The organism is Streptomyces sp. NPDC059002 (assembly GCF_042740435.1).
In the GTDB taxonomy this organism is placed as follows: Bacteria; Actinomycetota; Actinomycetes; order Streptomycetales; family Streptomycetaceae; genus Streptomyces.
Genome location: NZ_JBHYJI010000032.1, coordinates 24,408 through 44,799 on the forward strand (window position 1 = coordinate 24,408; position 20,392 = coordinate 44,799).

The window sequence follows — 20,392 nt, forward strand, 5'->3', positions numbered from 1 at the left end:
TCGAATCGACACTCAGATCCGCCTCCAGATCCAGATCCGCCTCGATCATCTCCACCGGATAACCCGTGCGTTCCGCGATCACCGCGAGGACCGTCCCCAGGACGTCCGTCTCGGGCTCGACGGGAGCGACGGGAGCCGCGGACACCGGAGCCGCCTCGACGGGCACAACCACCGCCGGAGCGACCGGGGCCACCGGAGCCGCAGGCGCCACCGGCACCCCGCCCGAACCGAAGTACGTCAGGAGTACGTCCCGCTGCGCCGCCACCATCTCGCGGCTGCTGCGCAGGAATTCGTGGAGGAGGGCGTCCCGGTCCACCGGGGCTCCCGTCGTGTTGTCCGTACCGGAACCGGTCACAGTCGTCGTCTCCGTGATGAGTCGGGAAAGCCCTGGGATGCGCCGTGCGGGGTGCAGCGCGCCGGGCAGGAGGTCGCCGCCCGCCGTGCGGACTACGTGGCCGTCCACGGTCCAGCCGGGCCGCGCCGGGATCGCGCTCGCGTCGACGGCCACCGCGTCGCGGCCCGCGAAGAGCCGTGCCGCCGCGACCGGGACGCCCGCCACGGCGAGCCCGGCCAGGCATTCGAGGAGGCCGTGCAGGCCCGCGTCGGGGCGGGGCTCGAAGGGCAGTGCCGCGTGCGGCCGGTCGCCGAGGACCTTGCCGACCAGGCCGGTGAGGACCGTGCCCGGCCCCGCCTCGACGAAGACCCGGGCCCCCGCGTCGTACATCGCCTCGATCTGCTCGGCGAAGCGGACGGGCGCGCCGATCTGCTCGGCGAGCTGACCGCGGACGTCGTCGGGGGCGGACGGATAGCGCGTGCCGGTGAGGTTGGCCCAGACCGGGAACTCCGGTGTCCGGACGGGGACGCGGCCGAGCGCCTCGGCGAAGCGGGGCACCGCACCGGCGACGAGCGGGCTGTGGAAGGCGCAGGCGACGGGCAGTGCGCGGGCGCCGTACCCGGCCGCCGTCAGCGCGTCGACGGCCCGGCCCACGGCCCCGGTCGGGCCCGAGATCACCGTCTGGGAGGGCGCGTTGTGGTTGGCGGCGACGACGTCGCGTACGAGATGGGCCTCGGCGAGCACGCGCGCCACCTCGTCGGCGGACGCGGCGACCGCCGCCATCGTGCCGGGGTCGGCGTCGGGGCCCGGGCCGGTCGCCGCGAGGATCGCGTCGGCCCGTTCGCGGCTGAGCGCGCCGAGTCCCGCGGAGTCGATGGCGCCCGCCGCGCAGAGGGCGACGAGTTCGCCGTAGGAGTGCCCGGCCGCCATGTCGGGGTGCACGCCGAGCCCGCCCAGTACGTCGTACGCGGCCAGGGACACCGCGCCGAGCGCGGGCTGCGCGCTCCGGGTGTCGGTGAGCCGGGCCCGCTGCGCGGCGCGTTCGGCGTCGTCGAAGGCGGCGGGCGGGAACATCGCGTCGACGGGGGCGTCGCGCAGGTGCCGCTGGGTCTCGGGGAACGCGGCGAACAGTTCGGCGAGCATGCCGGGGCGCTGGCTGCCCTGTCCGGGGAAGAGGAAGGCGACCTGTCCTTCGGCTCCTTCGGCGAGGGGCTTGTCGCCGTCGGCGCGGAAGATGCCGGGGGCGCTCTCGCCCGCCTTCAACTTCCGGAGCAGGGCGGGCAGTTCCTCCAGGGAGCGGGCGACCACCGCCGACCGCACCGGGCCCGCGCCCGCGCCCTGTTCGGCCCTGTGCGCCGCGCTCAGTGCCAGGTCGCGCAGGCGCCAGGGGCGTCCGGCCCGCTCGCTCGCCTCGCAGAGTTCGATGAGGTCGTCGACCGCGGCGTCGGTACGGAAGAGGAACAGCTCGGTGGGCCAGGCGTCGGCGCCCTGCCGGGGCGGTGCGCCTCCTTCGTACCCCTTCATCACCACATGGAAGTTGGTGCCGCCGAAGCCGAACGCGCTGACGCCCGCGACGCGTTGCCCCGCGGGCTCGGCCCAGGGCAGCGCGCGGTCGTGGAGGGCGAAGGGGCCTTCCGCGGACCAGGCGGGGTTGGGTTCGGTGACGTGGAGGGTGGCCGGGCGGACGCCGGTGTGCAGGGCGAGGGCCGTCTTGATGAGTCCGGCGAGGCCCGCGGCGCACTTGGTGTGGCCGATCTGCGATTTCACGGAGCCGACGACGCAGCCGCCCGGTGCGGCGCCCGCCTCCTCGAACACCCCGCTGAGGGTGGCGAGTTCGGTGCGGTCGCCGACGACGGTGCCGGTGCCGTGCGCCTCGACGAGGCCGACGTCGGCGGGCGAGACGCGCGCCTGGGCGTACGCGCGTTCAAGGGCGGCCCGCTGGCCCTCGGGGCGCGGCGCGGTCAGGCCGAGCGAGCGGCCGTCGCTCGCGCTGCCGACTCCCTTGATCACGGCGTACACGCGGTCGCCGTCGCGCTCGGCGTCCGCGAGCCGCTTCAGGACGACGCAGGCGACGCCTTCGCCGAGCGCGATGCCGTCGGCCGCGGCGTCGAAGGTGCGGCAGCGGCCCGTCCCGGAGAGGGCGTGGACCGAGGAGAAGAGGATGAAGTCGTTGATGCCGTTGTGCAGGTCGGCGCCGCCGCACAGGGCGACGTCGGCGGCTCCGGACGTCAGTTCCTTGCAGGCGACGTCGACCGCGGTGAGCGAGGAGGCGCAGGCCGCGTCGACGGTGTAGTTGGCGCCGCCGAGGTCGAGGCGGTTGGCGATGCGCCCGGAGATGACGTTGGCGAGCATGCCGGGGAAGGAGTCCTCGGTGAGCTTCGGCAGCTGGTCCGCCAACTCCTCGGGCAGGCGCCCGAGATAGGAGGGCAGGACGGTCCGCAGCGTCGTCGCGTTGGAGGTGTCGCTGCCCGCTTCCGCGCCGAAGACGACGCAGGTGCGCTCGCGCGGGAACTCGCGCCGGTCGTAGCCCGCGTCGGCGAGCGCGCGCCGTGCCGCTTCGAGCGCGAGCAGTTGTACGGGCTCGATGCTGGCCAGTGAGGTCGGCGGAATGCCGTAGGCCAGCGGGTCGAAGGGGATCTCGGGCAGGAAGCCGCCCCAGCGGGACGCGGACACGTCGTGCACCTCGGCGTCGTCGCCGTAGTGCAGGTCCTGGTCCCAGCGGCCCGCGGGCACCTCGGTGACGGCGTCGGTGCCCGCGAGGACGTGCGCCCAGAACGTCGCCAGGTCGGGGGCCTGCGGGAACATCCCGGCCATGCCGACGACGGCGATGTCCAGCGGTTCGGGGGCGGGCTGTTCGGGGGCGGCGTCGTGCCGGGCCAGTTCGCGGGCGCGGCGGGCGTAGAAGTCGGCGGCGCCGTCGGCGACCGAGGCGTGCAGGCGGGCGACGGTGGTGGTGGCGCCGCGAAGGACGGCGACCTCGCCGGCCATGAACATGCCCTCGCCGAGCTGGCGTTGCTCGTCGACGTCGAGGAGTTCGTCGCCGATCCGCTCGATGCCCTTGCTGGCGATGCGGAGCCGCCCGACGTTGAGCCGCTCCAGCTCCTCCCAGGCCTGCCGGTCGGGTACGCCCTGCTCCCGCAGCTCGTCCTTGAGCGCCTGGTAGGCGTCGCTGAACGGGCTGGGCACGCAGCGGGTGGCGTGTCCTGGGGCGGTGTGCAGGAGCGCGGTGCTCTCGGCGGTGATCACCTGGCGCTGGAAGAGCGGCTGGATCGCGCCGGACGCGACGGCCTCCTCGGTGAAGAGGTAGGCGGTGCCCATCAGGACGCCGATGGACACCCCGCGCCCGGTGAGCCCGGCCGCGAGCGCGGCGACCATCGCCGCCGAGCGCTCGTCGTGGATGCCGCCCGCGAACAGGACCTGCACGTCGGCCGGGTCCACCGCGTCGTCCGCGTGCTCGTCGAGGTAGTCCTCGATGACGGCGAGCTGCGCCTCCCACAGCGGGAAGCTGTTGCGCGGCCCGATGTGCCCGCCGCACTCGGCGCCCTCGAAGACGAAGCGCCGTGCGCCCGCCGCGAGGAACTGGCCGAGCAGTCCGGGCGAGGGCACGTGCAGGAAGGTCTTGATCCCGTCGGCTTCGAGCGCCGCGGCCTGCGAGGGGCGGCCGCCCGCGATGATCACGTGGGTGGGGCGCAGTTCGCGGACCGCGTCGAGCTGGGCGGTGCGCACCTCCTCCGGCGCGAAGCCGAGGATGCCCACGCCCCAGGGGCGGTCGCCGAGCGCGGCGCGGGTCTGCTCCAGCATGCTGCGGGTCTGCGCGGGCGCGGCGAGCGCGAGGGCGATGAACGGCAGCCCGCCGTCGTCGGCGACCGCCGAGGCGAACCGCGCCTGGTCGCTGACGCGGGTCATCGGGCCCTGCGCGATCGGCAGGGCGGTGCCCATCGCACGGCACATCGCGGAGCCGGAGCGCAGGACGCCCGGATCCGCGTGCAGCGATCCCTCGATGCCGTCGCGCACGCCGCGTACGGCCGCGTCGACCGTGCCGTACCGCTCGGCGAACCGGGCGGCGAGGAAGGCGTCCTGGCCGAGCGGGAGCAGCCGTTCGCGCAGGGCGGCGGGGACGCCGGGGCGGCGCCGGTCGAGGACCCGGTGGCCGCCCACGACGACGGTCTCCGAGCCGTCGGCGGTGCGCAGCAGCGCGGCGACGGCGGGCGGCGGCTGCGCCTCGTCGAGGAGTGCGAGCTGGACGTCGAGGACGACGCCGCGGGCCCCGGCGAGCACGGCGGCCGCGGCGGTGCGCGGGCCGATGCCGCCGCAGGCCCAGACGGGGACGGTCACGGCGGCGTCGGCGAGGACGTGCTGGAGCAGCACGAAGGTGGAGAGCTCGCCGCAGGGGCCGCCGCTCTCGCTGCCGCGCACGACGACGCCCGCGGCGCCCTGGGCGACCGCGTCCCGCGCCTCGGCGACGCTGCGGACCTCGGCGAGGACGGTCGGCGCCGGGACGTGGGCGATGCGCCAGGGGGCGTCGGGGGCGAGCAGGACGGTGTGGGGGCCGGTGCCGTCCGGGGAGTTGAGCTCGTCGATGTGCAGGGCGCAGCCGGCGGGGACGCGGACGCCGAACTCCCCGGGGCACCACTGGCGGGCGAGGTCGAGGGCTTCGCGGGCGCGGCGGTCGCCGGGGCCGAGGTCGAGGATGCCGAGCCCCCCGGACCGGCTGACGGCGGCGGCGAGCCGGGCGTCCGGCTCTCCGAACGGGCTGACGCCGATGACGGTGTGCGTCACGGGAGGAGACTCCTCTGTGCGATCAGTTCTGTGCGATCAGTGCGGCGGTACACGGTGCAGCGATACGACAATCCGATACAAACGGGAACGTAAGGGATCATCAGCACCGGCGCAATGACGCTACGAAGCCAATGCATCACATGGCGTAACTCGATCGCGCCGGTGCCACGACCGGCCCTGACGGACCGTCACTTCAGTGGCCGCGGCCCCCGCAGGACCGTTCGAGCAGCACCGCCGCCGCTCCCGGTACTGTTCGCCGAATGAGCTCGCTGAATCTCGACGACTTCACCGACCTGATCGAGCGGCCCGACGGCGGGGTGCGCCGCGACGCCGAGGAGCGCAGGGAGCGGCAGGTGCTGCCGCCCGGATCCCTGGGCCGCCTCGACGAACTCGGCGAATGGCTCTCGGCGGCCCAGTCGGCGGTGCCGCTCCGTCCCGTGGAGCGGCCGCGCGTGGTGCTGTTCGCGGGTGACCACGGGATCTCCGAACTCGGCGTCTCGGCGCGGCCCGCGGGCGGCGCCGCCGATCTCGTACGGTCCGTGCTCGCCGGTGAGAGCCCGGTGGCCGTCCTCGCGCGCCGCCTCGACGTGCCCGTCCGCGTAGTCGACATGGCGCTCGACTGCGACCCCGGCGAACTGCCCGCCGAGGTCGCGGGCCACCGGGTGCGGCGCGGCTCGGGGCGCATCGACATCGAGGACGCGCTGACCGCCGAGGAAGCGGAGCAGGCGGTGCGCGCGGGCATGGCCGTCGCCGACGAGGAGGCCGACTCCGGCACCGACCTGGTCGTGCTCGGCGATGTGAGCGTCGGCGGCACGACGCCCGCGGCGACGCTGATCGCCGCGCTCTGCGGCACCGACGCGTCCGTGGTCACCGGGCGGGGCGGCGAGGCCATCGACGACCTGGCGTGGATGCGCAAGTGCGCGGCGGTGCGGGACTCGCTGCGGCGGGCCCGGCCCGTGCTCGGCGACCAGCTGGAGCTGCTCGCGGCGGTGGGCGGCGCCGACATCGCCGCGATGACCGGGTTCCTGCTGCAGTGCGCCGTGCGGCGTACGCCGGTGATCCTCGACGGCGTCGTGGCATCGGCGGCCGCGCTGGTGGCCCAGCGGGTGGCCTTCCGGTCGCCGGACTGGTGGCTCGCGGGGCACGACAGCGGGGAGCCCGCGCAGGCGAAGGCGCTGGACCGGATGGCGCTCGAACCCCTCCTGAACCATGGGGTCAAGGTCGGCGAGGGCGCCGGGGCGCTGCTCGCGCTGCCGCTGGTGCAGGCCGCCGCCGCCCTGTCGGCGGAGTTGCCCCTGCGCGCCGAGTAGGCACTCCGTGCCGGGCTCGCGACGCCTCCGTCGCGGCGCCCGGCACCGTGGTGTCGTGCCCGCCTGTTCCGCCCTGCGGAACGCTTGCCCACAACGCGGCCCATATGATCCCTTTTCATGGGAGATGAGCAGGTCGTCGCCGGGCGACAGAAATCACGGACCGTCATACAGCGCCGCGCCGCCGGTTTCGCCGTCTGGTACCTCCGCGCCGTCACCTTCATCAATTTCCTGAGCGCGGTCTGGGTCTCCCTCGGGCAGGACCTGCGCCAGCACAACACGGCGAACTACTTCACGCCCTACATGCTGACCGCGGGCTTCGGCTCCGGTGTGTTCACGATGATCCTGGCGGTCACCATGCGGCGCCGAAAGCGCGCCGCGTGGATCCTCAACCTCGTGCTCAGCGGGCTCTTCCTGCTGCTCTTCGCCTTCGCGATGATCTTCCCGGAGATCCGTCAGCACGCGCAGAACTGGATCTCGCTCGTGCTGACCGCCGCGTTCGTCGCGGCGCTGCTCGTCGGGCGCAAGGAGTTCTACGCGAAGGGCGACCGCTCCAACCCCAAGCTGGCGTCGGCCGTCGCGGTCGGCGGCCTGCTCGCGACCTCGCTGATCGCCACGCTGCTCGTCACCGTCACCAACCGCGCCCACGACGACTACCGTTCGACGTTCCTCGACCGCTGGCGCTACGGCACGATGCGGCTCGTCTCACTGGCCGCCGACGACAAGCGCTTCGAGGGCATCACCACGCCCGGCTGGGTCAACGTCACCATCAACGTCCTGAGCGTGCTGCTCCTGTTCGCCGTCCTGTACGCCGCGTTCCGCTCCCGCAGGGCCGTCGACCCGCTCACCGAGGAGGACGAGGAGAAGCTGCACGCGCTGCTCGACCAGCACGGCGAGCGGGACTCGCTCGGCTACTTCTCGCTGCGCCGCGAGAAGAGCGTCGTGTGGTCGCCGACCGGCAAGGCGGCCGTCGCGTACCGCGTGGTGGGCGGGGTCTCACTGGCCTCCGGCGATCCCATCGGCGACCCGGAGGCCTGGCCCGGCGCGATCGAGCCGTGGCTCGCCGAGGCCCGCGAGCACGGCTGGATCCCCGCCGTGATGGGCGCGAGCGAGGAGGCGGGCACGATCTACGCCCGGCACGGCCTGGACGCCCTGGAGCTGGGCGACGAGGCGATCGTGGAGATCGCCGCCCGAGGCGAAGCCTCTAAAGAGCACTTCACCTTGGAGGGGCGGGCCATGCGCACCGTCCGCCAGGCGTACAACCGCGTCAAGCGCGCCGGGTACACGGTCCGCATCCGCCGTCACGCGGACATCCCGGCCGACGAGATGGCGTACCTCCTGGAGCGCGCCGACGACTGGCGCGACGGGGCCACCGAACGCGGCTTCTCCATGGCGCTCGGGCGGCTCGGGGACCCGGCGGACGGGCAGTGCGTGATGCTGGAGTGCTCCGACGGCGACGGCGAGTTGCGGGCGCTGCTCTCCTTCGTGCCGTGGGGCCCGCACGGGCTCTCCCTCGACCTGATGCGGCGTGACCGCGACTCCGAGAACGGCCTGATGGAGTTCATGGTCATCGAACTCCTGCAGCGCGCCCCCGAGATCAAGATCACCCAGGTGTCACTGAACTTCGCGATGTTCAGGTCGGTCTTCGAACGTGGTTCGCGGCTCGGCGCGGGCCCGGTCCTGCGCATGTGGCGCTCGCTGCTCAGCTTCTTCTCCCGCTGGTGGCAGATCGAGTCGCTCTACCGCGCCAACGCGAAATACCGGCCGATCTGGGAACCCCGGTTCCTCCTCTTCGAGAAGAGCGGCGACCTGCTGCGCATCGGCATCGCATCGGCCCGCGCCGAGGGGTTCCTCGAAGCGCCGGGCCTGCCGAAGTGGCTGCACCGCAAACACCTGGAGTCGAGACGATGAGCACCCTGGCCCGCTACGCCCGCGCCGAGTGGGGACCCCTGTTCTCCACCGTGCGGGACGCGCTCGTCGCCCGGCGGTGGCGTGCGGTGCCCATGACGCTGACGGCGGTCTGTCTGACGGCGGCCTTCCAGTACGTGCAGAACCAGCCCTGGGGCTACCAGTTCGTCCAGAACATCGGCTCCGTGCGCGCCGAGGAACCCCTCTGGCTCGCGCTGCTCCGCACCCCGCTCTCCCTCTTCGTCCCCGCCCTCGACCTGCCCGTATGGGGCGCGCTCGCGCAGATCCTGCTGGTGTTCGGCATCGCCGAGATCTGCCTCGGCTGGTGGCGCACGCTCGTCATCGGGTACGCGGCCACACTCGCCGGCACGCTCTACGCGCGCGTGGGCATCGAACTCGGCCCGGGGAACCCGTTCGGGCTTCCCGCGTCCGACGCGCAGGTCGTCGACACGGGCCCGTCGGCCGCGGTCGTCGGCCTCGCCGTGTTCGTCTGCTGGCGCTACCGGGCGTACTTCACCGCGGCCCTGGTCACCGCCATGATGGTCGCCGAGCTGCTGGTCAAGGACAACCTCGCGGGCAAGGAGCATCTGGCGGCGATCGCGGCCGTCGTCGTGCTGTGCGCCGTCTCGGCGGCCTTTCACCGGGGCGGCGGCACCCGCTCCGGATCCGGCTCCGCTTCCGGCTCCGGGGCCGCGGCGGGACCCGGCTCCGAGAATCCGCCGACCCAGTCCTGAAACTTGCGGCGCGGGCCCGACCAGCGCCGGTCGTGCCGGAAGGCCCGCAGGCCCGCGCGGGCCCTGGCGCGGTGCCGGTTGCGGTAGAACCGCCGGGCCCACGCCGAGCCGGGGCGGGCCAGCCGGATCGCGCCGACCAGCGCGACGAACGGGACGACCATGCCGATCAGGGCCGTCCGCAGCTTGCCCTTGAGCAGCGCGATCAGGGCGAAGCCGCAGTTGATGCCGATGTTCAGCGCGAGCAGGGCGCGGTTGTGCCGCTCGGTGACCGACAGGTCGTTGACCCCGAACGGCGTGAAGCCGGTGAGCACGAGCACCACCAGGGCGGCCGTGAGCATCACGACCTCCACGCTCTTGCGGCCCTGCTCGCTCCAGTAGACGTCGTCGAGATGGAGGATCAGCGCGAACTCGTCGAGCACGAGCCCCGCGCCGATCCCGAAGATGACCGCGGCGTACAGCGCCCCGACGCCGTGCCGCCCCGCGGCCACCGCCCAGAACCCGCCGACCAGCATCAGGAAGATCCCCGGTACGACGTGGTGGATGTGCACGTCGCCCGAGCTGATGTTCCGGAACGGCCCCTTGCCCGCGCGGATGAGCCGCGTGATGGTCCGGGTGACCAGGAACGAGCCCACGAAGGAGAGCAGCGCGAGCAGCAGCGGCAGCTTCCCCGGCTCGACGATGTTCCGGTACCACCAGTCACCCATGGGCTCATCCTCCGTCCCCGAAGAGCGATCCGCAGGGCGGGACGTTCCCCCGGGGTAGCCTGCCGCGGTGTCCAGAACCTCCCCCGCCGACGGCATACGTTTCGCCTTCGGCACCCTCACCGCGCTCCCCGTCCGCGTCACCAGGTGGGACCGCGACGCGGCCCGCGCGGGCATGCAGTGGGCTCCCCTGCCCGGCCTGGTGATCGGCCTGTGCGCGGCCGCGCCCGGCGGCGCGCTGCTCGCCCTCGGCGCGGGCCCGCTCCTCGCGGCGGTGGCGAGCGCCGCGGTCCCGGCCGCGCTCACCCGCGGCCTGCACCTCGACGGCCTCGCCGACACCGCCGACGGCCTCGGCAGCGCCAGACCCGCCGACGACGCGCTGCGCATCATGAAGCAGTCCGACATCGGCCCCTTCGGCGTCATCACGCTGCTCTTCGTGCTGCTCGCGCAGGTGGCGGTGCTCTGCCAGCTGTACGACGAGTCGTGGGCCAAGGGCGCCGTCGCCGCGGTCGTCTCGGCCGTCGCGGCCCGGCTCGCGCTCACCCTGGCCGCGCGCGCCGGTGTGCCGCCCGCCCGGCCCGAAGGTCTGGGCGCCGCGGTCGCAGGGGTGGTGCCGAGGGGGCGCGCGCTGCTGGTCGCGGGCGTCGGGGTGGCGGCCGCGGGGGCCGCGGGCGCGCTCTTCGGGGCGTCCGGGGCGGTGCGCTGCGCGGCCGCCGTCGTGCTCGCGTGCGGCGCGGCGGAACTGCTGCTGCGGCACTGCGTACGGCGCTTCGGCGGTGTCACCGGCGATGTCTTCGGCGGCCTCGCGGAGACGGCGGCGACCGCCTCGCTGATCGTGCTCGCACTGGGCTGAGGCCGAGGCCGTACGAAACCCTGGCGTACCCGACACCGCGCCGAACACGCACAGTGAGGCGCACCGCAGCGCTCACGGGCGTAGGCTCGCGACGGGCTCACCACCCCACAGCCCGCCGCAACTCACTGAAAGAGGACCTCACCACCGTGACTGCTCTGACTCTCAGCACCGCCGCCGCGTCCGGTCTCCGTGCCGACGCGATCGTCGTCGGTGTCGCCAAGGGCGCTGGATCAAAGGGGGGCCTGGTCGTCTCCTCCGGCGCAGAGGCCGTGGACAAGGCGTACGACGGCAAGCTCGCGTCCGTCCTTGAGACCCTCGGCGCCACTGGTGCCGAGGGCGAGGTGACGAAGCTGCCCGCGCCGTCCGGCTTCAAGGCGCCGGTCGTCGTCGCGGTCGGCCTCGGCGAGGTCCCGAAGAAGGACGAGACGTACGGCACGGACGCGCTGCGCCGCGCCGCCGGTACCGTCGCCCGCGCCCTGACCGGCGTGAAGAAGGCCGCGTTCGCCCTGCCCGTCGAGGACGCCGGGGACGCCGGTGCCATCGCCGAGGGCGCCCTGCTCGGCGCGTACTCCTTCGACGCCTACAAGGACCAGGGCGACGCCAAGGGTGCGAAGAAGAAGGGCAAGGACGCCAAGGCCCCGCTCGCGGAGATCGCCGTGCTCGGCGGCAAGCCCCGCGACAAGGCGTACAAGGCGGCCGTCGACCGTGCCGTCGCCGTCGCCGAGGAGATGAACCGCGCCCGCGACCTGATCAACACCCCGCCGAACGACCTCGACCCCGAGGCCTTCGCCGCGGTCGCCACCGCCGCCGCCAAGGAACACGGCATCAAGATCCAGGTGCTCGACGAGAAGGCGCTCGCCAAGGGCGGCTTCGGCGGCATCCTCGGTGTCGGCGTGGGCTCCGAGGCCCCGCCGCGCCTGGTGAAGCTCTCGTACACGCACTCCAAGGCGAAGAAGCACCTCGCCTTCGTCGGCAAGGGCATCACGTACGACTCGGGCGGCATCTCGCTCAAGCCCGCCGGTCACAACGAGACCATGAAGTGCGACATGGCCGGTGCCGCCGCCGTCTTCGCCGCCGTCGTCGCCGCCGCCCGCCTGGGCCTCGAGGTGAACGTCACCGGCTGGCTCGCGCTCGCCGAGAACATGCCGTCCGGCTCCGCGACCCGCCCCGGCGACGTCCTGCGGATGTACAGCGGCAAGACCGTCGAGGTGCTGAACACCGACGCCGAGGGCCGTCTCGTGCTGGCCGACGCGATCACCAAGGCCTCCGAGGACAAGCCCGACGCGATCGTCGACGTGGCGACCCTGACCGGCGCCATGATGATGGCCCTGGGCAGCCGCACCTTCGGCATCATGGCCAACGACGACGCCTTCCGCACGTCGGTCCACGAGATCGCCGAGGAGGTCGGCGAGCCCTCCTGGCCGATGCCGCTCCCCGCCGACCTGCGCAAGGGCATGGACTCCCCCACCGCCGACATCGCCAACATGGGCGAGCGGATGGGCGGCGGCCTGGTCGCCGGCCTGTTCCTGCAGGAGTTCGTGGGCGAGGGCATCACCTGGGCCCACCTGGACATCGCGGGCCCCGCCTTCCACGAGGGCGCCCCGTTCGGCTACACCCCCAAGGGCGGCACCGGTTCCGCGGTCCGCACCCTGGTCCGGCTCGCCGAGTGCACCGCCGCGGGCGACCTCGGCTGATTCGCGTACGACGCCGTGGGGCCCCGGACGTTCCCTCGTCCGGGGCCCCACGCGATTTCGCCCTCGACGAAATCCGTACGTTCATACGCCCACCCGTCTCCCGCCACCACCCTTCCAAGGCCGCGCTTCGCGCCTTCCCCTACCGTCGAGACGGTGGATCAGACGTCTCACAGCCCGGCCCGGCGTCCCGTCTCCCGCCGACAAGTGCGAAGATGGGTTCTCGGCAGGACAGGGCCCCCACCAAAGGGCCGAAACAAGAGCGGCCGAATACCAGCCGACCGACCGGTCGTCCCCGGCGAAACGGGGTCCGGCGTACGGCGCACATGCATGGAGGACGTGACGTGGCGAACGACGCCAGCACCGTTTTCGACCTAGTGATCCTCGGCGGCGGTAGCGGCGGTTACGCCGCGGCCCTGCGCGGAGCGCAGCTGGGCCTGGACGTCGCACTGATCGAGAAGAACAAGCTCGGCGGCACCTGCCTGCACAACGGCTGCATCCCCACGAAGGCGCTGCTGCACGCCGGCGAGATCGCCGACCAGGCGCGCGAGGCCGACCAGTTCGGCGTGAAGGCCACCTTCGAGGGCATCGACATCGCCGCCGTCCACAAGTACAAGGACGACGTGATCTCCGGCCTGTACAAGGGCCTGCAGGGTCTCGTCGCCTCCCGCAAGGTGACGTACATCGAGGGCGAGGGCAAGCTCTCGTCGCCGACCTCCGTGGACGTGAACGGCCAGCGCATCCAGGGCCGCCACGTGCTCCTCGCGACCGGCTCCGTGCCGAAGTCGCTGCCGGGCCTGGAGATCGACGGCAACCGCATCATCTCCTCGGACCACGCGCTCACCCTGGACCGCGTCCCGCAGTCCGCGATCATCCTGGGCGGCGGCGTCATCGGCGTCGAGTTCGCCTCGGCGTGGAAGTCCTTCGGGACCGACGTCACGGTCATCGAGGGCCTCAAGCACCTCGTGCCCGTCGAGGACGAGAACAGCTCCAAGCTTCTTGAGCGCGCGTTCCGCAAGCGCGGCATCAAGTTCAACCTCGGCACCTTCTTCGAGAAGGCCGAGTACACGCAGGACGGCGTCCGCGTCACCCTCGCCGACGGCAAGACCTTCGAGGCCGAGGTCCTCCTGGTCGCCATCGGCCGCGGCCCGGTCTCCGCCGGTCTCGGCTACGAGGAGCAGGGCGTCGCGATGGACCGCGGCTACGTCCTCGTCGACGAGTACATGCAGACCAACGTCCCGACCATCTCGGCCGTGGGCGACCTGGTGCCGACCCTCCAGCTCGCGCACGTCGGCTTCGCCGAGGGCATGCTGGTGGCGGAGCGCCTGGCCGGTCTCAAGACCGTCCCGGTCGACTACGACGGCGTGCCGAAGGTGACGTACTGCCACCCCGAGGTCGCCTCCGTGGGCATCACCGAGGCCAAGGCCAAGGAGATCTACGGCGCGGACAAGGTCGTCGCCCTCAAGTACAACCTCGCGGGCAACGGCAAGAGCAAGATCCTCAAGACCGCGGGCGAGATCAAGCTCGTCCAGGTCAAGGACGGTGCCGTGGTCGGCGTCCACATGGTCGGCGACCGCATGGGCGAGCAGGTCGGCGAGGCCCAGCTGATCTACAACTGGGAAGCGCTGCCGGCCGAGGTCGCCCAGCTCATCCACGCCCACCCGACGCAGAACGAGGCGCTGGGCGAGGCCCACCTCGCCCTGGCGGGCAAGCCGCTGCACTCCCACGACTGACCCTTCAGTCACACGGGCGCGACGACCAGACTTTCCGCAAATTCGTAAGGAGCAACAGAAACCATGGCGGTTTCCGTATCCCTTCCGGCGCTCGGCGAGAGCGTCACCGAGGGCACTGTCACCCGTTGGCTGAAGGCCGAAGGCGAGCGCGTCGAGGCCGACGAGCCGCTGCTCGAGGTCTCGACCGACAAGGTCGACACCGAGATCCCCTCGCCGGTCGCGGGCGTGCTGCTCGAGATCGTCGTCGGTGAGGACGAGACCGCCGAGGTCGGCGCCAAGCTCGCCGTCATCGGTGCGCCGGGTGCCGCTCCGGCCGCTGCCGCTCCGGCCGCGCCCGCCGCCCCGGCTCCGGCTCCGACTGCCCCCGCGGCTCCGGCTGCCCCGGCCGCTCCCGCCGCCCCGGCCGCCCCCGCCGCTGCCGCCCCGGCTCCGGTGCAGCCCGCGGCCCCGGCCGCCCCGGCTGCGCCCGCCGCTCCGGTCGCGCCGTCCGCCCCGGCCCCGGTCACCCCGGCCGACGACGGTGCCTACGTGACCCCGCTGGTCCGTAAGCTCGCGTCCGAGAACGGCGTGAACCTCTCCGATGTCAAGGGCACCGGCGTCGGTGGCCGCATCCGCAAGCAGGACGTCATCGCCGCCGCCGAGGCCAAGAAGGCCGCCCCGGCTCCGGCCGCCGCCGCGGGTTCTGCCTCTGGCCCTGCAGCCTCGAAGGCCCCGGCCCTGGAGGTCTCTCCCCTCCGCGGCCAGACCGTCAAGATGACCCGCATGCGCAAGGTCATCGGCGACAACATGATGAAGGCGCTGCACTCGCAGGCCCAGCTGACCTCGGTCGTCGAGGTCGACATCACCAAGCTGATGAAGCTGCGCGCCAAGGCGAAGGACTCCTTCGCGGCTCGCGAGGGCGTCAAGCTCTCCCCGATGCCGTTCTTCGTCAAGGCCGCCGCCCAGGCGCTGAAGGCCCACCCGGTCATCAACGCCCGGATCAACGACGACGAAGGCACCATCACGTACTTCGACTCGGAGAACATCGGCATCGCCGTGGACGCCGAGAAGGGTCTGATGACGCCGGTCATCAAGGGTGCGGGCGACCTGAACATCGCCGGTATCTCCAAGAAGACCGCCGAGCTGGCCGGCAAGGCCCGTGGCGGTGGCCTCACCCCGGACGACATGTCCGGCGCCACCTTCACGATCTCCAACACCGGTTCGCGCGGCGCCCTGTTCGACACGGTCATCGTGCCGCCGAACCAGGCCGCGATCCTCGGCATCGGTGCCACGGTCAAGCGCCCGGTCGTCATCAACCACCCGGACCTCGGCGAGACCATCGCCGTACGGGACATGACGTACCTGTCGCTGTCCTACGACCACCGTCTGGTGGACGGCGCGGACGCCGCCCGCTACCTGACCGCGGTCAAGGCGATCCTCGAGGCCGGCGAGTTCGAGGTCGAGCTCGGCCTGTAGGTCACCTGCACAGACGCTGTAACACTCGTCTCATCAGCGCGTACGCCCCCGTCCGGAGTCCTCCGGGCGGGGGCGCCGCCGTATTGTCTAGGGGTCAAACGCCCTTGGGGTCCCAAGCCCCTGCCGGAGGAGCCCACATGACCGCGCCCGTCGTTCACTCGCTGCGCGAACAGATCCGCGAGCACATCGTGGAGGGGATCGTCAGCGGGCGCTGGAAGCCGGGCGAGCGGATCGTGGAGCGGCGGATCGCGGTCGAGCTCGAGGTGTCCCAGACTCCCGTACGCGAGGCGCTGCGCGAGCTGGAGACGCTGCGGCTGATCGAATCGGCCCCCAACAAGGGCGTACGCGTACGCAACCTGACGGCCGCCGACCTGGAAGAGAGCTACCCCGTCCGGGCGGGCCTGGAAGCGATCGCCGCGGAGCTCGCGGCGGAACGGCTCGCCGAGGACTGCTCGGCCCTTGAGCCCCACGTCACGGCCCTCTACGAGGCGGACCGCGCCGCGGACGGCACCGGGCAGGTGCGGCACACCGTCGCCTTCCACCGGGAGCTGGTGCGGGCCGCGGACAACTCCGTCCTCCTGCACACCTGGGAGGGCCTCGGCATCGAGGTCTTCACCGCGCTGTCCATCCGGTGGCTCGGCACGGTCCAGCAGTCCTACGCGGAGGAGCACGAGGCCCTCGTCTCCGCCTTCCGCCGCCGTGACCCCGCGATCGCGGACCTGGTCAAGTCGCACGTCCTGGGCTGCGCGCCCCGGGCGTAACGCCTTCGCCCCGGGGGGCCGGGCCCCCTGCGCTCATCCGTGCCCCCAGACCGGCATCCGTGCCCCTACCTGCGCAAACCCTTCAATTCCAAGGCACCCGGTGCCCCATTTCCTGGCACCGGATGCCGACTTTCTCGATCTGGAGAAGTTTTTCCCTCAACGCTTTGATCGATCATCGATCACGGGCTTACAGTCGACGACGGCCCTGTTGCAGGAGCGACACAAACGCTTCCGCGCCAGAGCCCCACGCCCTGTCCTGCCAAGACAAAGGCACCCCCACCCCTTACCGAAACAGGGGACCCCCTCCGACTCAGGAAGGCGGCGCAATGACCGACCCCTCCGCAATCCAGCCGAGCGAGCTCGACCAGCTCCCGGACCGCGACCCCGAGGAGACCGCCGAATGGCAGGCCTCCCTGGACGCCGTCACCGAGGCGGCCGGGCCGCACCGTGCCGCGTACTTGATGCGCCGCACGCTGGAGCGCGCCGAGGGCGCGGGCCTGGCGCTGCCCAAGCTGCTCGAGACCGACTACGTCAACACCATCCCCACCTCCGCCGAGCCGTCCATCGACGGTGACGAGGAGATGGAGCGGAAGATCACCGCGTGGAACCGCTGGAACGCGGCCGCGATGGTGACCCGTGGCTCCAAGCACGGCGTCGGCGGCCACATCGCGACCTTCGCGTCCGCGGCCTGGCTGTACGAGACCGGCTTCAACCACTTCTTCAAGGGCAAGGAATCCCAGGAGTCTCCCGGATCGGGTGACCAGCTGTACATCCAGGGCCACGCCTCCCCCGGCATCTACGCCCGCGCCTTCCTCGACGGCCGTCTGAACGAGGCGCAGCTCGACAACTTCCGGCAGGAGTCGGGCGGCAACGGCCTCCCCTCCTACCCGCACCCGCGCCGCCTGCCCTGGCTGTGGGAGTTCCCGACCGTCTCCATGGGTCTGGGTCCGCTCTCCGCCATCTACCAGGCGCGCTTCAACCGGTACCTCACCAACCGCGGCATCAAGGACGTCTCCGCCTCGCACGTGTGGGCGTTCCTCGGTGACGGCGAGATGGACGAGCCCGAGTCGACCGCGGCCCTCGCTCTTGCCGCACGTGAGGGTCTCGACAACCTCACGTACGTCATCAACTGCAACCTGCAGCGCCTCGACGGCCCCGTCCGCGCCAACTTCCGCGTGGTGCAGGAGCTGGAGGCCCAGTTCCGCGGCGCCGGCTGGAACGTCATCAAGGTCCTGTGGGGCAACGCCTGGGACGAGCTGTTCCAGCTCGACACCACGGGCGCCCTGGTCCGCCGCCTCCGCGAGGTCCCGGACGCGCAGTTCCAGACGTACGCGACGCGCGACGCCGCGTACATCCGCGAGCACTTCTTCGGCTCCGAGCCCGCCCTCGTGGCCCTCGGCCAGCTGCTCAGCGACGACAAGATCAGCGAGTGCTTCCACCTCTCGCGCGGCGGCCACGAGGCCCGCAAGGTCTACGCGGCCTACCGCGCGGCGCTGACCCACAAGGGCGCGCCGACCGTGATCCTCGCGCAGACGGTCAAGGGCTTCACGCTCGGCAAGGGCTTCGAGTCCAAGAACGCCAACCACCAGATGAAGAAGCTCACGGTGGACGAGTTCAAGGACATGCGCGACCTGCTTGGTCTGCCGATCCCGGACAGCGACTTCGTCGACGGCCAGGTGCCCTACGGCCACCCCGGCGCCGACTCCCCCGAGGTCCGCTACCTCCAGGAGCGCCGCGCGGCGCTCGGCGGTCCGGCCCCGGCCCGTCGCACGCAGCCGCTCGCCCCGCTGCCCGCCGCCGCGGACAAGGCCTTCGCGTCCTTCGACAAGGGCTCCGGTGCGCAGTCCGTCGCGACGACCATGGCCTTCGTACGCCTGGTCAAGGACCTCGTACGCGACAAGGAGACCGGCAAGCGCTGGGTGCCGATCGTCCCCGACGAGGCGCGCACCTTCGGCATGGAGTCGCTCTTCCCGTCGCTCGGCATCTACTCGCCCAAGGGCCAGACGTACGAGCCGGTCGACCGCGACCAGCTGATGTACTACAAGGAGGCCAAGGACGGCCAGATCCTCAACGAGGGGATCACCGAGGCCGGTTCGATGGCGGACTTCATCGCCGCCGCGTCGTCGTACGCGACGCACGGCGAGGCGATGATCCCCTTCTACATCTTCTACTCGATGTTCGGCTGGCAGCGCACCGCCGACCAGATGTGGCAGCTCGGCGACCAGCTCGGCCGCGGCTTCCTGGTGGGCGCCACCGCCGGTCGTACGACGCTGACCGGTGAGGGTCTGCAGCACGCCGACGGTCACTCGCCGGTGATCGCCGCGACGAACCCGGCCGCCCTGTCGTACGACCCGGCGTTCGCGTACGAGATCGCCGCGATCGTCAAGGAGGGTCTGCGCCGTATGTACGGCGAGGCGGCCCCCGGTGAGGACCAGGACGTCTTCTACTACCTCACCGTCTACAACGAGCCGATGCCGCAGCCCGCGAAGCCCGCGGGTGTCGACGAGGGCATCATCAAGGGCCTGTACCGCTTCAACACGGCCGAGACCGCCGGGCTTTCGCCTGCCGCCAACGCCGCGCGCATCCAGCTCATCGGCTCGGGCACCGCGATCCACTGGACCCTTGAGGCCCAGAAGCTGCTCGCCGAGGAGTGGGGCGTGGCCGCCGACGTGTGGTCCGCGACGTCCTGGACCGAGCTGCGGCGCGACGCCCTGGAGGCGGACGAGGCGCTGCTGCGCGGCGAGGAGCGTACTCCCTTCGTGCGCAAGGCACTTGAGGGTGCGCAGGGCCCCGTGCTCGCCGTCTCCGACTACATGCGCCAGGTTCCCGACCAGATCGCGCAGTGGGTCGAGCAGGACTACTCCTCGCTCGGCGCGGACGGCTTCGGCCTCTCCGACACGCGTGAGGCGGCGCGTCGCCACTTCGGCGTCGACGCGCAGTCGATCGTCGTCGCGGCGTTGGCTCGGCTCGCCGCGCGGGGTGAGGTTCCCGCCTCCGCGGTGAAGGAAGCTCGCGCCAAGTACGGGCTGTAGTTCTGCGGGGTTACTGAGCCGCCGCTTCGCGGCGGATTTCCCCCACCCGCCCGCCCTTTCGTCCCGCTTCGCGGGTGAAGGGCGGGCGGGTGTTTTGGTACGCGGCATCATGGGGGCCATGCGCGCTGCCCGCCTCATCAAGATGGTGCTTCTCCTTCAGGCCCGGCCCTCCATGACCGCCGCCGAGCTGGCCGCCGAGCTGGAAGTGTCCGAGCGGACCATCACACGCGACGCCCAGGCGCTGTCCGAGGCGGGCGTGCCCGTCTACGCCGACCGGGGGCGCACCGGTGGGTACCGGCTCATCGGCGGCTATCGCACCCGTCTCACCGGGCTCGGCCGCAGTGAGGCCGAGGCGTTGTTCCTGTCCGGGGTGCCGGGCGCGCTGCGGGAGATGGGGCTGGAGGACGCGGCGTCGGCGGCGCGCCTGAAGGTGTCGGCGGCGCTGATGCCCTCGCTGCGGGACGCCTCGCAGAACGCCTCGCAGCGGTTCCATCTGGACGCGCCCGGCTGGTTCAAGGAGACGCCCGCGCCCGAGCTGCTGCCCGCCGTCGCGGACGCGGTGTGGGACGACCGGCGGGTCACGGCCCGCTACCGCCGCCAGGAGGCCGAGGTGGAGCGGGAGTTGGAGCCGTACGGTCTCGTGCTCAAGGCGGGCGTCTGGTACTTGTGCGCGCGGGTGCCCGACGTGCCCTCGTCCTCGGGGGCGTACCGCGTGTACCGCATCGACCGCTTCACCGCGGTCGCTGTCGGCGAGGAACGCTTCGTACGCGACGAGGAGTTCGACCTGCCGGGCTTCTGGGAGGAGCGTGCGGCGCAGTTCGAGCGGGCGATCCTGCGGGCCGAGGTCGTGGTGCGGCTCTCCCCCGCGGGGGTGCGCCAACTGCCGTACGCCACCGAAGCCGCGTCCGCGCGCGAGGCGATGGAGTCGGCGGGCGAGCCGGACGCGACGGGCCGGGTGACGGTCACCCTGCCCGTCGAGAACGAGGACGTGGCGTACACGCAGCTCATGGCGCTCGGGCCTGAGGCGGAGGTGCTTGAACCCGCCGCCCTGCGCAAGCGGTTCGCGGACGCCGCCGCGCGGGCCGCCGCGCTCTACCGGTAGCT

Annotated in this window: 12 protein-coding genes; 10 read left to right on the forward strand and 2 right to left on the reverse strand. The window is 72.3% G+C overall.

What is annotated here, in order from left to right; translation table 11 throughout:
• Positions 1-5,113, reverse strand: a 5,113-nt coding sequence (locus ACFWZ2_RS26160; protein ID WP_384549614.1) for a beta-ketoacyl synthase N-terminal-like domain-containing protein, incomplete at its 3' end; no start/stop codon positions are given.
• Between the two features lie 260 nt (positions 5,114-5,373).
• Between ACFWZ2_RS26160 and cobT the strand changes: the two genes are divergently transcribed.
• The 3 genes from cobT to ACFWZ2_RS26175 all read left to right on the forward strand — a co-directional run bounded on the left by cobT (position 5,374) and on the right by ACFWZ2_RS26175 (position 9,062).
• A complete protein-coding gene (gene cobT / locus ACFWZ2_RS26165) occupies positions 5,374-6,423 on the forward strand; it encodes a nicotinate-nucleotide--dimethylbenzimidazole phosphoribosyltransferase (protein WP_384549616.1) in 1,050 nt (349 codons plus the stop codon).
• A 117-nt stretch (positions 6,424-6,540) separates the two neighbouring features.
• Positions 6,541-8,331, forward strand: a complete 1,791-nt coding sequence (locus tag ACFWZ2_RS26170) for a phosphatidylglycerol lysyltransferase domain-containing protein (protein WP_384549618.1) — start codon at positions 6,541-6,543, stop codon at positions 8,329-8,331.
• The gene (locus ACFWZ2_RS26175) at positions 8,328-9,062 is read left to right on the forward strand and encodes a hypothetical protein (RefSeq protein ID WP_384549620.1); all 735 of its coding nucleotides are present in this window, start codon (positions 8,328-8,330) and stop codon (positions 9,060-9,062) included. The genes ACFWZ2_RS26170 and ACFWZ2_RS26175 overlap by 4 nt, the downstream gene beginning before the upstream one ends.
• On the opposite strand, the gene ACFWZ2_RS26180 is transcribed toward ACFWZ2_RS26175, so the two are convergent.
• The gene (locus ACFWZ2_RS26180; protein WP_384549622.1) at positions 8,966-9,766 is read right to left on the reverse strand and encodes a hypothetical protein; all 801 of its coding nucleotides are present in this window, start codon (positions 9,764-9,766) and stop codon (positions 8,966-8,968) included. The genes ACFWZ2_RS26175 and ACFWZ2_RS26180 overlap by 97 nt on opposite strands.
• 67 nt (positions 9,767-9,833) lie before the next feature.
• Here ACFWZ2_RS26180 and ACFWZ2_RS26185 point away from each other — a divergent pair, with 67 nt between their 5' ends.
• The 7 genes from ACFWZ2_RS26185 (at position 9,834) to ACFWZ2_RS26215 (ending at position 20,390) form a co-directional block, all read left to right on the forward strand.
• The gene (locus ACFWZ2_RS26185) at positions 9,834-10,616 is read left to right on the forward strand and encodes an adenosylcobinamide-GDP ribazoletransferase (RefSeq protein ID WP_384549623.1); all 783 of its coding nucleotides are present in this window, start codon (positions 9,834-9,836) and stop codon (positions 10,614-10,616) included.
• A gap of 146 nt (positions 10,617-10,762) precedes the next feature.
• Positions 10,763-12,310 (forward strand): leucyl aminopeptidase, encoded by a 1,548-nt coding sequence (locus ACFWZ2_RS26190; RefSeq protein ID WP_384549625.1) that lies wholly within the window; start codon positions 10,763-10,765, stop codon positions 12,308-12,310.
• A 341-nt stretch (positions 12,311-12,651) separates the two neighbouring features.
• Positions 12,652-14,040 (forward strand): dihydrolipoyl dehydrogenase, encoded by a 1,389-nt coding sequence (gene lpdA, locus ACFWZ2_RS26195; RefSeq protein ID WP_384549627.1) that lies wholly within the window; start codon positions 12,652-12,654, stop codon positions 14,038-14,040.
• Between the two features lie 63 nt (positions 14,041-14,103).
• Positions 14,104-15,495: a 2-oxoglutarate dehydrogenase, E2 component, dihydrolipoamide succinyltransferase gene (sucB, locus tag ACFWZ2_RS26200; RefSeq protein ID WP_384549629.1), complete on the forward strand. Its 1,392-nt coding sequence runs from the start codon at positions 14,104-14,106 to the stop codon at positions 15,493-15,495.
• A gap of 137 nt (positions 15,496-15,632) precedes the next feature.
• Positions 15,633-16,256: a GntR family transcriptional regulator gene (locus ACFWZ2_RS26205; protein ID WP_384549631.1), complete on the forward strand. Its 624-nt coding sequence runs from the start codon at positions 15,633-15,635 to the stop codon at positions 16,254-16,256.
• A gap of 326 nt (positions 16,257-16,582) precedes the next feature.
• Positions 16,583-19,288 (forward strand): pyruvate dehydrogenase (acetyl-transferring), homodimeric type, encoded by a 2,706-nt coding sequence (gene aceE / locus ACFWZ2_RS26210; RefSeq protein WP_384549633.1) that lies wholly within the window; start codon positions 16,583-16,585, stop codon positions 19,286-19,288.
• 118 nt (positions 19,289-19,406) lie between these two features.
• Positions 19,407-20,390, forward strand: a complete 984-nt coding sequence (locus ACFWZ2_RS26215; RefSeq protein WP_384549635.1) for a helix-turn-helix transcriptional regulator — start codon at positions 19,407-19,409, stop codon at positions 20,388-20,390.
• The last annotated feature ends 2 nt before the right edge of the window (positions 20,391-20,392 follow it).

Excerpts from the sequence above, each read along its gene's own strand:
- aceE (WP_384549633.1), top strand. The coding sequence starts at position 16,583 with ATGACCGACCCCTCCGCAATCCAGCCGAGCGAGCTCGACCAGCTCCCG.
- ACFWZ2_RS26215 (WP_384549635.1), top strand. The coding sequence starts at position 19,407 with ATGCGCGCTGCCCGCCTCATCAAGATGGTGCTTCTCCTTCAGGCCCGG.
- cobT (WP_384549616.1), top strand. The coding sequence starts at position 5,374 with ATGAGCTCGCTGAATCTCGACGACTTCACCGACCTGATCGAGCGGCCC.
- sucB (WP_384549629.1), top strand. The coding sequence starts at position 14,104 with ATGGCGGTTTCCGTATCCCTTCCGGCGCTCGGCGAGAGCGTCACCGAG.
- ACFWZ2_RS26170 (WP_384549618.1), top strand. The coding sequence starts at position 6,541 with ATGGGAGATGAGCAGGTCGTCGCCGGGCGACAGAAATCACGGACCGTC.
- ACFWZ2_RS26205 (WP_384549631.1), top strand. The coding sequence starts at position 15,633 with ATGACCGCGCCCGTCGTTCACTCGCTGCGCGAACAGATCCGCGAGCAC.
- ACFWZ2_RS26175 (WP_384549620.1), top strand. The coding sequence starts at position 8,328 with ATGAGCACCCTGGCCCGCTACGCCCGCGCCGAGTGGGGACCCCTGTTC.
- ACFWZ2_RS26180 (WP_384549622.1), bottom strand. The coding sequence starts at position 9,766 with ATGGGTGACTGGTGGTACCGGAACATCGTCGAGCCGGGGAAGCTGCCG.